The organism is Azonexus sp. IMCC34839 (genome assembly GCF_047047955.1).
Lineage (GTDB): Bacteria > Pseudomonadota > Gammaproteobacteria > Burkholderiales > Rhodocyclaceae > Azonexus.
In genome coordinates this window covers 136,195-148,992 of record NZ_CP150631.1, presented here as the reverse complement: position 1 = coordinate 148,992, position 12,798 = coordinate 136,195, and the positions used below count along the sequence as shown (strand labels likewise).

Annotated in this window: 13 protein-coding genes; 6 read left to right on the top strand and 7 right to left on the bottom strand. The window is 53.3% G+C overall.

Going from position 1 to position 12,798, the window contains the following annotated elements:
- Positions 1 to 47 precede the first annotated feature (47 nt).
- Positions 48 to 536 carry a hypothetical protein gene (locus WIF35_RS00800; RefSeq protein WP_412479663.1) on the bottom strand — a complete coding sequence of 163 codons (489 nt, stop codon included), beginning with the start codon at positions 534 to 536 and terminating at the stop codon, positions 48 to 50.
- A 103-nt stretch (positions 537 to 639) separates the two neighbouring features.
- Here WIF35_RS00800 and WIF35_RS00795 point away from each other — a divergent pair, with 103 nt between their 5' ends.
- Positions 640 to 900: a helix-turn-helix domain-containing protein gene (locus WIF35_RS00795; RefSeq protein ID WP_412479662.1), complete on the top strand. Its 261-nt coding sequence runs from the start codon at positions 640 to 642 to the stop codon at positions 898 to 900.
- A gap of 78 nt (positions 901 to 978) precedes the next feature.
- Here the strand turns inward: WIF35_RS00795 and WIF35_RS00790 are convergent, their stop codons facing one another.
- From WIF35_RS00790 to WIF35_RS00775, 4 genes are all read right to left on the bottom strand, one after another.
- Positions 979 to 1,701 (bottom strand): hypothetical protein, encoded by a 723-nt coding sequence (locus tag WIF35_RS00790; RefSeq protein WP_412479661.1) that lies wholly within the window; start codon positions 1,699 to 1,701, stop codon positions 979 to 981.
- 11 nt (positions 1,702 to 1,712) lie between these two features.
- Positions 1,713 to 5,072, bottom strand: coding sequence for a VPA1269 family protein (locus tag WIF35_RS00785; protein WP_412479660.1), 3,360 nt, complete (start codon positions 5,070 to 5,072; stop codon positions 1,713 to 1,715).
- Positions 5,072 to 6,292, bottom strand: a complete 1,221-nt coding sequence (locus tag WIF35_RS00780; RefSeq protein WP_412479659.1) for a tyrosine-type recombinase/integrase — start codon at positions 6,290 to 6,292, stop codon at positions 5,072 to 5,074. The genes WIF35_RS00785 and WIF35_RS00780 overlap by 1 nt, the downstream gene beginning before the upstream one ends.
- Positions 6,293 to 6,462: 170 nt before the next feature.
- Positions 6,463 to 6,762 carry a hypothetical protein gene (locus WIF35_RS00775; protein ID WP_412479658.1) on the bottom strand — a complete coding sequence of 100 codons (300 nt, stop codon included), beginning with the start codon at positions 6,760 to 6,762 and terminating at the stop codon, positions 6,463 to 6,465.
- Between the two features lie 487 nt (positions 6,763 to 7,249).
- Between WIF35_RS00775 and arfB the strand changes: the two genes are divergently transcribed.
- Positions 7,250 to 7,555 (top strand): alternative ribosome rescue aminoacyl-tRNA hydrolase ArfB, encoded by a 306-nt coding sequence (arfB, locus tag WIF35_RS00770; protein ID WP_412479657.1) that lies wholly within the window; start codon positions 7,250 to 7,252, stop codon positions 7,553 to 7,555.
- Between the two features lie 178 nt (positions 7,556 to 7,733).
- On the opposite strand, the gene WIF35_RS00765 is transcribed toward arfB, so the two are convergent.
- Positions 7,734 to 8,186: a YcxB family protein gene (locus WIF35_RS00765; RefSeq protein ID WP_412479656.1), complete on the bottom strand. Its 453-nt coding sequence runs from the start codon at positions 8,184 to 8,186 to the stop codon at positions 7,734 to 7,736.
- A gap of 127 nt (positions 8,187 to 8,313) precedes the next feature.
- A complete protein-coding gene (locus tag WIF35_RS00760; protein ID WP_412479655.1) occupies positions 8,314 to 8,832 on the bottom strand; it encodes a hypothetical protein in 519 nt (172 codons plus the stop codon).
- Positions 8,833 to 9,281: 449 nt separating this feature from the next.
- Here WIF35_RS00760 and nifB point away from each other — a divergent pair, with 449 nt between their 5' ends.
- From nifB to WIF35_RS00740, 4 genes are read left to right on the top strand one after another with little or no spacing between them, the layout of a single operon-like run.
- Entirely contained in the window at positions 9,282 to 10,784 is a 1,503-nt protein-coding gene (nifB, locus tag WIF35_RS00755) for a nitrogenase cofactor biosynthesis protein NifB (RefSeq protein ID WP_412479654.1), read from the top strand.
- On the top strand, positions 10,785 to 11,063 hold the full coding sequence (locus tag WIF35_RS00750; protein WP_412479653.1) for a 4Fe-4S binding protein: 279 nt from the start codon (positions 10,785 to 10,787) through the stop codon (positions 11,061 to 11,063). It begins immediately after the preceding gene.
- A complete protein-coding gene (locus WIF35_RS00745) occupies positions 11,063 to 11,536 on the top strand; it encodes an ArsC/Spx/MgsR family protein (protein WP_412479652.1) in 474 nt (157 codons plus the stop codon). The genes WIF35_RS00750 and WIF35_RS00745 overlap by 1 nt, the downstream gene beginning before the upstream one ends.
- Positions 11,514 to 12,785 carry an FprA family A-type flavoprotein gene (locus WIF35_RS00740; RefSeq protein ID WP_412479651.1) on the top strand — a complete coding sequence of 424 codons (1,272 nt, stop codon included), beginning with the start codon at positions 11,514 to 11,516 and terminating at the stop codon, positions 12,783 to 12,785. The genes WIF35_RS00745 and WIF35_RS00740 overlap by 23 nt, the downstream gene beginning before the upstream one ends.
- Positions 12,786 to 12,798: the final 13 nt, after the last annotated feature.

Here is a 12,798-nt window from a genome sequence, read left to right as displayed (position 1 = left end):
CACTGGACGTTGCCATCGGTTACGGCTTGCCAGCGGTAAATCGCACATCACTTGCGAGTGCACTCCTCGTCAACTCGCTCCGATTTCTCAAGTCGCAAAGACGCAAGTATTGCTCTCATAGCTGCTTCGGGGTAACTGCTGCCCGCTTGAGAGATGCCTTTCAGGCTGCAAACCACCTCGCCACCGTAAATCATAAAACTGGCCCCCAGTCCTTTGGCAACATCCATGGCTTCGTTTGCCATAATGCTGTCAAGCGAAAGATGCATTACCTTTTTTGCATCAGCATTTACGACGACCAATGTATCCGTGCTTTCATCGAAATATGCAAATCCAGCAGTAGGGCTGCCCACCAGAGGTTCCCCGTCCTCGGCATACACTGCATAAACGAGGTCCATTGCTGACAAATTTTCTGGCTCAACCACGGCCTTCTGCTTCACTTCGGATTGATTTTTGCCGGCAAAAGAGTGCTTCTCGATACCTTTGGATAGTAATGCGTCCAATCCTTTTCCAAGTTGGCCCATGACAATATCGCCCATTTAGTTAACGTAGTAGTGGCCCTGCCTAAACAGGGAATAGTCGATTTTGGACTATTCTAAATTAGACTTCAATCTCTTGGCGTCCCTTCAACAAGGTTCGCCAATGGACAAGTCCATCTACTCGCGTGAGTACAACTTATTTCTCGATTTGCTTCGTCGAAACAGGCAACAAACCGGCCTAACCCAAGAAGATATTGCCTCAATCCTAGGAGTCACTCAAAGCTTCGTCAGCAAATGTGAGCGAGGGGAGCGCCGCTTAGATGTTGTTGAGGTGCGCACCTGGTGCAGGGCGCTTGGCATTCCAATACAAAAGCTTATTGACGATTTGGACGGAGCTTGCCAAGCGGGTCAGGCAAGCGGCTAATGGAAACTAACCTGCTTCGCGTGTTTCTTGGCTCGTTCGGCTTCGTCGGCACGAGCCTAAGTCGCTTACTTTTCTTGCCTAGCTGATTAACTGCCTTGATAGAGCTATTACCCCATCCAAAGTCTTGGGGTCGAGTAACTCGTCACAAGTGCCTGTTTTGCGTCTGATTCTTCGCCCATCAAAGATTAGACCAACACTTGCCATTTTCTCGTTATCAGTAAGTATGCTAACCAAGCGCTGGAGTGCTTTTATATATTCTGCTGAGATGGAAAAATCTGAAGTTTTAATTGCATTGGGATGAGGATTTCCCTTCAGCAATTCTGCAAGGTCAACTCTGGGATGTAGAGTCTTCAAGAGCATTTTTGCGCGCTCTAAACTTTTTTCTGCGACTGCTAGGCGGTCATACATGTCTAACATTGATGAGCGTACGTCCATATCGTCAATGCGGTCAATCGCTCGTAAAGTAGCGCTTTCTCTGCAAGCATGGATGCGCCCTTTTCGAGGTGGCTTTGACGCCAAGCGTTCGCGTTCACGGGCCTCCATATAGTGATACATGCCCAGAGAGCGCTTTCGTTCATTGGAAATTGATTGGGCCTTCGGTCCTGCATCCTTGCCGAATTTCTTCTCAATTACCCTCTGGATGTCGGAGGGTCTGACCTCGGCATCTTTATTTGTGAGATAGTCACACGCCTCCTTTAGTCTTAACAGGGTATCTCGGCGACGTTCATTGGTCGCTTCGGCATTTAAAGTGACAAGTATCGCTTCAGAAGTCATCGGTGGGGTTGGCACGAGAGCCGTCATGGTCACCTTCCTTAAAGGGGGGGGAGGTCCTGAATGATTAGAGAGTGCTCATCAATGCTTTTCATGATGACGGCTTGCCTACGAAGGTTCTCCAAAAGAGACTTTGCGGTTGGGTAGTCAGCAAGCGATTCACTGCCGCTCCTTAGATTATCGATTCGCTCATCTGGAATCAGCGAAACTACCATTCGTCCAAGTAATACAGCAGCTTTATCCCTTAGGTCGCCACGTAGCTTAAGAAGAAAGGGTTCCAACTCGGATGCGGACAGTAATTCGTTAAGGAACTCTCGATGTTCCGTTATTGCCGCCGATGGTTTAAATCCAGACCAAACGTAGGCCCCTTCGGCCAGTGATTGAAGCAAGCCAAATTCAGACTGGCGTGTTAGATGGCTTTGCAGACTTGGTTCGTCCATCCCGCTAATCAAGGCAGGAACCGTATCAATGGTGGGGTCGAGGCCCGTAATGAAGCGGTCAAACATTTTTTCTGCCAGCTGCACATACTGAACTTCTGCGGCCCATTCTGCGGAAACAGTATCTGTTTCACGATATAGCTCTTCAATTTTGGCCTTAATAACGTGAGTGGATTTTCCTTTGTCTGCGAGGCGGGCCAGTTCTTGATTCATCTCTGCTATTTCTTTGCCTTTGCTACGCAGTTCATGCATCAAGCGGTTAGCGTTTAGCACTAACCCCGGCAAGAACATAGGGCCAGTCAATCTATATCGGCACAACGAGCAGGCGAGGGGCCGCTGTACTGGGGCGTAGCCGACTGCCTGGTTTTGGAACTCACCGCCTGTAGCGCACTCGCCACCCGGGCAGATGCCGTGAACCGATACTTCCACTGCTCCATCACCATGACCTTTGCGTAGACCAAGAAGTGAATGACCAGCGTTATCCTCCGGTGCTCGGGTGTTTAGCAAAAATTCCGATAGGCGCTCGAATTCCGCTTCACTAGCACCATCAATGCTATCGAGATTACGTGCCAACGTATCTTGTGCTTGAGCAAGGGTCGCATTCAAGCGTGAAGCCTTGATTTTATTGTAGTAAAGCGTCATTACTATCGTCGCATGCCCGGCGACATCCTGAACTAGGTCAGGTGGCATACCGGCTTCGAGTAAGGCACTAATACCACTCACTCGTAAAGTATGAATGTCATAGGCTGCAATCCGCTTCGTGATGCGCTTTTTATTCGGTCCTTTCGAAACTTCCTTCTCTTCCGTCAGCTTGATGTTTGTGCCTTCGCTAGCTAATCTATCCTCGGCTGTTGCGAGTAAATAACTCCAATAATCAAACAGTTTGTCCCGGCTGATTGGCCAACCCTTAGCATCGGAAGGGTCTCGAAATAGAGCGTACGTGGTTTTCAACTGTTCAATTACATCTTGATTCCGTGTTTGCTCAAACTCATGTTTCTCCATGCAGCAAATTGGGCGAGCCACGGGGTTGTTTTTAATTTGCCAGTCTCTCAGCAACGAGAGGCTTTTCTTCAACTCTGGCGAGCACCAGGGTATTTCATAGCCGGAAACTCTATCGAGCGATGTCTTGTTTGTATTTACGTGGATTCCTAACGTCGGGGAAGAATTTGTAGCCTCAAAGGCGTAAAAGACACTTTCACGGCGGCCTGCCGTCGCCGTGCTGAGTAAATTCGGTTCTAGCTCAAGTGCGCCGCTTAAGTTGACGATGAATTCGTCGCCTTCCCCAGAATCCAAGTAACGTGCTTGGAATCCGCGAAGGGGGAGTTGGAGGAGTAAATCAACTATGACGGCAAAACCAGGGAACCAAATTGGTTCATATTGCCCATTTGAGCTGAGAGCTTGACGTTGGTTACGACTGTATGTACGCGATAGTGAGTATTCATTTTCTCGATTGAGTTGCTGTAGATATACGAGGAGTTCCCTAGCCATTGGCCGCCGCGGCGTCTTTCCGCGCGGCGCGGTCACTTTAAATGAATCAAATCGAATCGATACAGGGTTGCCGATACCAAGCCTGTCTTCTTCAATAATGGCCTCGAACGTCCACGCCAATCGCAGAATGTGCCCGTTTGCGGTTTCGGGTTTCATCCCAGAGCGAAAAAGGTGAGCTCGGAAGGACTGACTGGATGCAAGCGATTTGCCATCATTGATGTGCTCTCGCTTTAAATCGTTTAGCACTGATACCAAGGTCTTGCTTTCTATTAGCCAGACCAGAAATCTTTGACAAGTTGAGACTGAATTCCCAATACTTTTGATGGGAAGTTTGGCGATATACCGAGCAAATCGGTCTCCCCAAGCGCAAACATTTGGTATGGGGTTGTACACGACCGATAGAAGCCGAGGAAATACTCTCTGTGGATTGTTTTTCGTAGACAAATACGTCCAGTGGAACGGTGTGTCACGTAAACATAAGGCAGAACGGATGGGTTTGAAGGTCGGTAGCTCCCGCCGCCCTAGGCTATCTCGTAAAGGACGGTATATCTTATGAAGACGGTCAGTGAGTGTGACATCAAGCCTACAATCCATGAGAGCGTAAAGCGCGTTGAAAAACTCAATACCGATGTCTTCTGCGGTGCGTAATGTGGAGGCGGTTGTCACAATTCGAAATACCGACTTGATGCGTGGCATCCATTTGCGGTGAAGGTTTTTTGCTGTGGCTTCGTAAGCTGATTCAATAACTTTCCAAGTCGCCAGCACGTCGGGGGATACAAGTTTCTCCTCAAATCCGCGAGCTTCTCCAATAATGGGTTGTGCCGTTACCGGAAAAAGAACCACACCATGTTGAGCTAACCACAGCAGAAACAAATCAGGGAGGGGCTTGCGTAACCAAGTCTTCCGTTTTTCTCGCGCTACTAGTCGCTCAAATTCTGCTCGTTTTATGACGGAGTCAATGAATTCTGCGGGATTTTTTTGGGTTTCAAACGATGAAGCCAGCCATGGGTATATGAGACATTCCTTGTATTCTGCGCGCAAGATATTCTCAGCGGATTCAAGGCAATCGCCCATCGCAGAACGTAAAAACGTCCGCTGTTCTTCAATTGTTGTATTGAAGAGCTTTGTGGAGGCGGTGGAATGTGGAAGGGGGGCCACATGTGCTAGTAAGGACCACGCCTCCTCGGGAATAGCATCGAGTGAGATGCGATGCGTGTTTGCAACCCACCGGCTATTACCGCTTGAGTCTGGCGTTTGTGCCTTGACCCGTGTGACTCCCAGTCCGAAAATCTGCTGGCCGCCGTCAGATACGCTAAGCATATGCTCAACAAACCACTCCCATTGCCGACGGCGAAATTCTTTATACAGGTCAGATAACTCTTCTTGGCTGGGCAGTCGAAGCACTTGATGACGCTCGGACATATTCAGCCAGACTTTCCCATTACCGAAAGTATCAAACTCTGTGATGGCGTTCATTACTCTGCGCCTCCAGGGGACAAAGTGAGTAAAAGGCGCTTATTGAGGTCCGCAGACGATTGACCGTACTGCTGCTGGCTGTCTATGGAGATGTGATGCATAGCTTTTCGAATCTCCTCGGGAGTAAGCCCCATTTTCCTGAGCCTGGCTTTGTAGCTATGTCGAAGGCCATGGATGCCTTCATAGAATCGGTCAGTTTCGATGCCTATTCGTTGGCACGCACGGCTAAATGCCTTCCGAATGTTGCTTATCTTCATTGGACGTCCGAACTCGTCTTTTGAAGGCGAATCGTTGAGGATTAGGTAAGGATGACTATTACGGATATGCCCTGGTACGAGCGGCAATACCTCGTCTCTTAGCTGTAGAAAGAGTTGGTAGTACATTTCTGCCCATCCACGGTGTGACCAGAACACCTGGGAGATGAGAAGGTCGTCGTTGTCGAACAGCATCCCCTTCCAGCCGGATTTCAGAGATGCGACGTCCATCATGTTGCGGGGTGTTAACCGGTACGTCTGTTTTAGGTGTTGTAGACGGTCGGCATTTCCTGGGCGGGTCGTACCGATGTATCGGGACTGCGATGGATGAGCCAAAATAATTAGCGGGGCATCAGATGCCACATCGTCTGGAAAAAGCGTCGGACGATAACGACCGGGTACTACATCACACCGCCACATGTTGAGGATTTCTGACAGGCGTGGTCCGCCATAGGCGGCTTGAATAAAGACCATTCGTTGGACGACACTTGGCGTTGCAAGAATTAGGTCCTCAATCATCGAGTCGGAAAGAAAGGTCTTGCCGTTGCTTCTGCGACGGACGATAGATTCTTTGATTCCGACTGCGGCCATAATATTGGCATTAGGGCGACCGGAGAACAGATGGCCGAGGAGCATGTTGTTCCGCTTTCGCAAACTCCCCATCACTTCACGGTAGGTAAGGCCGTCTTTTGGGAACGGACAATTGCTCCCGAAAGAAACTAAAGGGAAGTGGCCGAACTGCTGTGCACAGAATTCAGAAAATATGCGAAGGTTACTTCGGTCACGTTCGACCGTACGCCGCTTCACAGGGGGCCAACCTAAGTTGCCTTCATTCGTTCCGAGGCGACGTTTGCGTAAGAATCCAGAAACGATTTTCGGTAGGTCGTCGGGCGTGACTTGGGTAGAGCCAATGACGATAGTTGTGTAATCATGTAGTAGAGCTAGTGTGAGCGCGATTCCACGCATCTTGGAAAACGAGTCTCCGCGGGTCTGTAGGGCCTGCATTAAGGTGAGTACCTCGCGGACGACGCGTACGTTCCCGTCATTGTCATCAGTGACAAGAATTGGAAGCGCAAATCCATCACTGTTTAGGACTGAGAATACCGAGGCAGTCCGTGTCAGAGGAGCACTATTCATTAGAGCCCCCGGGTTCTGAGCAGTGCTATCGCTTCCTTGAACTGAAGGCCATAGAGATGGATGGCGAGGTCGATAGCACCGCCGCCACCAATTCTGGCGCGCGTATCGAAGAACTTTGGACCTAGCAGCAGAAGCTCGAAATGTGCCCTACCGACCGTGGCGTGCCAACGCTCGGTACCCTTCGCTTCAGTGGGAATGAAGGATAAGTCGCGCTTTGCGTAGCTAGCCAGCGCAATAAGCGCGTTGACAGCGCTGACACTGCGGAAATGAGCGAGTTCTTGGGGGGATAGGCGTGCCAAAACGAATCTCCTTATGAGACAAATAAGGGATTCGCCTAGCTATTGTGTTGCCCGGGTTTCGAATTGCGGGCATGAGTTAGACGATTGCTACTGTGTTGAGAGACACTGCTACAGGTTGCCGCGCCATACTCCGCCAAGAGCTCGAAAAGCGTTGCAGATACACTGAGACCCACCAACGGCAGAATTGTAACCCTGTGATAGATAGCCATCAATACTTGGTTAGTGGGCCTGTCATACGTCCCAAATGCAGGGTTGCCTAATCTAGCTTGCCGCATTTTGAGGAGGCTGGGAAAGCCCTGCTACTCGTCTTTCATAGAAAGACTGCTACTCATCTAAAAGTGCGAACTGGATGGTCATACTTTTGAGTATCAGTAGCAATAGGGACAATTTCTTCTCCGAGCATGCGGAATAACCCTCGGCATTAGGCCAAAATTTTTGAATAAGTATCTTTTTCTAAGGGGCGATAATCAACAAGGTGTCGTCTGCGGTGCACCTGCGTTTTGACCTGAAAACCTCATCGCTGCCCGAGGCAATCCGCGAGCGCCTGCTCAAGCTGGGCGATCACCGGATCAGCAAGGATGGCGTGATCGTCATCAAGGCACAGGAATTCCGCAGCCAGGAGAAAAACCGCGCCGAAGCGATCCGCCGGCTGGAGCAACTGGTCGCCAGCGTCGCCGTACCGCCACGCACGCGACGGCCGACCAAACCGACACACGGTTCGGTCAAGCGCCGCCTGGAACAGAAGCGGCGACACGCGGCAATCAAGTCGGATAGACGCTCAGTCGACGACTGAGCGAGTGGGGAAAGGCTGGCGGTGGCTCATCTGACGAAACTGACGGCCCACTCGATTGTCACTGCGTGTCGGCTACCGACCCAAAGCTGTAGTTGCCGAACGTTCAGAGCGTTTTAGGTAAGGGGCGGCCCGCTTGCGGGACGTCCCAGCGGCCGAAGGCCGCGCCTTGACCGGGATGTTAGGCATTGCGTTTCGCATAATTGTGTATTGCAGACACAAAGCAACTTTCATCATCGATTGAAGCGAATGAGTTTCGCGGAATGATGTGAAATGAGCCGCTAACCAACTCGATAAACACAAAGTGTTTGCCCTTTTCGACCCCCTTAATTCCACTCCAATTTGCTAAGGTTTCGTTGACAGAAGTGCGTTCACGGAGGCCTTGCTCGGTAACTTCGTAATCGTGATCTCCCAGAATTCCGTCGCCTGTCTTAATTGACCTGCGAACTCGTAGCAGTGCGAATGCCAACGAGATGGAAACTGAAAATAAAGCACCACCTGCAGCTGAGATGGTGAGCACGAGTAGGTCGTTCTGCGAGGTTGGAACGCCTCGAATGAAAGCAAGCAAAGCCCAAACAGTTACTGTCCAGATAAGCCATGACTTGAAAAGTGCGCTCGGGCGAGTGAGCCTCACGAAAACTGCTTTAGTAATGTCGTTTTTCGTAAGAGAGGTGTGGATTAGGTGCATTGGTAATGCCTAACGTTGGAGGTAAGGGGCGCGGAGTCGGCTTGCCGGCGGAGCGTCCCGCTTGACTGAAGTGTTAGAAATAACAAACAAGAGTGACATATTCCTTGCAGAATTTAATGACGTCTAATGTCGCCCGCCATTCCTCGTTTTGCTGGGTGCCGTAAAGATAAATGATCGGGTTCATATATTTCTGAACACCAATTTCCTCAACGTCAAACCTAACTTTCTGCGCGTGAATTATCTTGTTGCACGCCTCTCGGATTTCTAATGGGACACAATCAGCCCTTGCCATGTCTTTCTGCAACACTCCGCAATCAGAGCCAACAAGTTCAAACACTTTCCCTTCCCGATCATCGACCACGCGCGCCGTAACAGCTAAGGACAACAAAATTCTCGTGATTTCGTCAGCTTCAACTTCTTGGATTTTGTAGATTGGGTCAAATCCTTCACCAGGGAAATTCACGCAAAGCTCTGCGAACATTCGGCTAGATAGAAATATTGCAAGCAGCCGGTGTAACTCAACAATTGTGTTTCCTGTATTCGGAAAGTGGCCTTCTCTTTCTGGGAGTTGCTGAGGTATGAATTCAGGCATGGCTGCAATTTCTAACAGTTAATAGACGGACCCATGGGTCCGTCTATGCATAATCGAGCGGACAGCCAAAAAATAGCGGAAACCATGAATCGGCAATGCTTTCCAGACATTTGGTCGTAAATACGATTTACGAAAATGGAGACAGAGCCACAAGTATCTATTCATATCGCATTGGACTCAAGATGAATGTCTGCTTTAGGAAACTTGGGCCAACTTCCGCTTCTGGCCGACTTCCGCCAATGGCGATAGCCTCAGCAAAGACCCATTTTGCCCGAAACGCATTCCATCGAAATCCATTCATCTCTGGTCAGCCAAACCTGTAGGCTTTGCAACAAACCGACCAACAAGCTTCTCGCAGACACACGACAGGCCATTGTTTTAATTAGAAAATAATCACTGGCACACCGCTTGCTGAATAGGCTCCGCACAGATTTTGAGGAGCTTTCATCGTGGAACTTCCAGTCATTAGCAGCAGCGCCCCGGCAGCGGAAGGCGGCGGCTGTTCTTCCAGCGGTTGCGGTACCGCGCCCGACGCGCTGGCCCACCTGCCGGATCACATCCGCGCCAAGGTGCAGGATCACCCGTGTTATTCCGAGCAGGCCCACCACTACTTTGCCCGGATGCACGTGGCGGTGGCTCCGGCCTGCAACATCCAGTGCAACTACTGCAACCGCAAGTACGACTGCTCCAACGAATCCCGCCCAGGGGTCGTTTCCGAACTGCTGACGCCGGATCAGGCGATCAAGAAAGTGATGGCCGTCGCCGCCGAGATTCCGCAGATGACAGTGCTCGGCATCGCCGGACCCGGAGACCCCTTGGCCAACCCGGCCCGTACCTTCGAGACCTTCCAACAGCTGTCCGAAAAGGCCCCGGACATCAAGCTGTGCGTCTCGACCAACGGTCTCAATCTGCCGCAATACGCCGATGAGATCGCCAAGCACAACATCGATCACGTGACGATCACGATCAACTGTGTCGATCCCGAGATCGGCGCCAAGATCTATCCGTGGATCTATTGGGAAAACAAGCGCATCTTCGGTATCGAAGGCGCCCGCATTCTCATCGAACAGCAGCAGAAAGGTCTCGAAGCCCTGACCTCGCGCGGCATCCTGGTCAAGGTCAACTCGGTGATGATTCCGGGTGTGAACGACGAGCACCTCAAGGAAGTCTCGAAGATCGTCAAGGCCAAGGGCGCTTTCCTGCACAACGTGATGCCGCTGATCGCCGAAGCCGAACACGGCACCTACTACGGCATCATGGAGCAGCGCGGCCCGACCGACGAGGAACTGCAAGCCCTGCAGGACGAATGCGCCGGCGACATGTCGATGATGCGCCACTGCCGCCAGTGCCGTGCCGATGCCGTTGGCCTGCTCGGCGAGGACCGTGGCGACGAATTCACCATGGACAAGATCGACGTCATGGAGGTCGATTACGAAGCCGCCATGGTGCGTCGCAAGCAGGTGCACGACGAGATCATGGTCAAGCTCGATGCCGAACGCGGCATCGTCAAGCCGAAGCTGACGGGCATTCCGGAAGGTTCGCGCCCGGTGTTGATGGCCGTCGCCGGCAAGAACGGTGTCGTCGCTGAGCACTTCGGCCACGCCAAGGAGTTCCTGGTCTATGAGGCCTCGCCGGAAGGCGTCCGCTTCATCGGCCACCGCAAGACCGAACTCTACTGCGGCGGCATGGACAGCTGCGGCGATGGCGATGTGGTGGGCGAAGGCGAGACCGAATCGCTACTCGACCGCAACATCAAGATCCTCTCCGGTTGCGAGGTCGTGCTCTGTTCCAAGATCGGCTACGAGCCTTGGGGCAAGCTGGAAGCCGCCGGCATCGCGCCGAACGGCGAACATGCGATGGAGCCGATCGAGGAAGCCGTGATGAAGGTCTACGAGGAAATCGCGGCAACCGGCAAGTTGCTGCCGAAAACCGAAACCCTGAAGGTGGCGTAAATGGCACTGCAAATCACCGAAAGCTGCGTCAATTGCTGGGCCTGCGTCGATGTTTGCCCGAACGATGCGATCTATCAGGACAAGCCGCACTTCCTGATCGATGACATGAAGTGCACCGAGTGCCTGGGCGATCACGCCGTGCCGCAATGCGCGGCGATCTGCCCGATCGAGATGGCCATTGTCGATGAACTGGGCGAGTTCCTGAACCCGCCGGGTTCGCTGACCGGCATCCCGATCGAGAAGCTGAAGGAATTCGGCTTGTGGCGTGAGGCTGCCTGATGGCCGTCGTCACCTTCTTTGAGAAGCCTGGCTGCAAGGGGAATCTTCGCCAGAAGACCCTCCTTGCCGCGGCCGGTCACACCGTCCAGGCCAAGAGCCTGAAAGGCGAAGCCTGGACGGCCGACCGCCTGCTGCAATTCGTCGGCAAGCTGCCGGTAGCCGAGTGGTTCAACCGTGCCGCGCCGGCCATCAAGGCCGGTGAGATCGTGCCGGAAAACCTCGGCTTCGAGGATGCCCTGCACCTGCTGCTGGAGAACCCGCTGCTCATCCGCCGCCCGCTGATGGAAGTTGGCGAGGAACGCATGGTCGGTTTCGACACTGCTGCGGTGGACAGCTGGATTGGGCTAAAAAACGTCGAGATTCCGGAAGGCAACATCGAGGCTTGCGTACACGGTCCCGAAGGGCATGGCAGCTGCGGCAGCCATGCGCACGACCATGAGGAAGAGGAGCATGCCGGCTGCGGCACTCACTGATCAAGCGGTAGAACTGGCTCCGGGCGTCCACTGGGTGGGCGTCCTCGATCCGCATTTGCGGAATTTCGACATCATCCTGCGCACGGCGAACGGGACGACCTACAACTCCTACGTGGTGCGTGGCGAGAAAGGCGTGGCCGTGATCGACACGGTGAAGGAGGCCTTCGCCGACGATTTCTTCCGTCGCCTCGAATCGGTGGCGCGTTACGACGAAATCACCACCATCGTCCTCAACCACCTCGAACCGGACCACAGCGGCGCCCTGCCCGAACTGCTCAAGCGTGCGCCGCAGGCCAAGGTGTATCTATCCAGCCGCGCCCAGATGATGCTGAAGGCGCTGCTCAAGCCCACCGGCGAGAAGCCGCCCGAATACATTCCGGTCACCACCGACGACAGCGTGGACCTCGGTGGCCGTACGCTGCGCTTCCTGCACACTCCCTACCTGCACTGGCCGGATACGCAATGCACCTATCTGGTCGAAGACAACCTGCTGTTCACCGGTGACATCTTCGGCTGCCATTTCTGCGACGCGCGCCTGTTCAACGACTCAGTCGGCGATTTCCGCTTCTCTTTCGAGTACTACTACGCCCACATCATGCGGCCGTTCCGGGAGAACGTACTCGATGCGCTGGCCCTGATCGAACCGCTCGAACTCAAGCTGATCGCGCCGGCGCACGGCCCCATCCTGCGCCACGCCCCGCGCGACTACGTGCACCGCTACCGCGAACTGGCCATGCCGCGCCTGTTCAACGAGGCGCGCAACGAAAAGACACTGGTCATCTTCTACATCTCGGCCTATGGCAACACCCGGCGCATGGCCGAATCGCTCGCGGCCGGCGCCGAAACCATCGGCGGCGTGCGCGTCTCGCTATACGACCTTGAAGGCGGCGAATCCGGCGTCTTCACCGACCTGATCGAGGAAGCCGATGGCCTCGCCTTCGGCAGCCCGACCATCAACGCCGATGCCGTCAAGCCGGTGTGGGACGTGCTCTCGTCGCTGACCACGGTCAACGTCAAGGGCAAGCTGGGCGCCGCCTTTGGTTCCTATGGCTGGAGCGGCGAGGCCGTGCGCCTGATCGAGGATCGCCTGCGTGGTCTGAAGATGCGCGTGCCGGTCGAAGGGCTGCGCATCAAGCTGGTGCCGGATGCCGGCGAACTGGATGCCTGCCGGAACCTCGGCGAGCAACTGGCCCGTCACCTGACGGGTCAGGTGGAACACCGCGAGATCGACATGGCGTCGCTCGCTTGAACAGGGAGAAAAG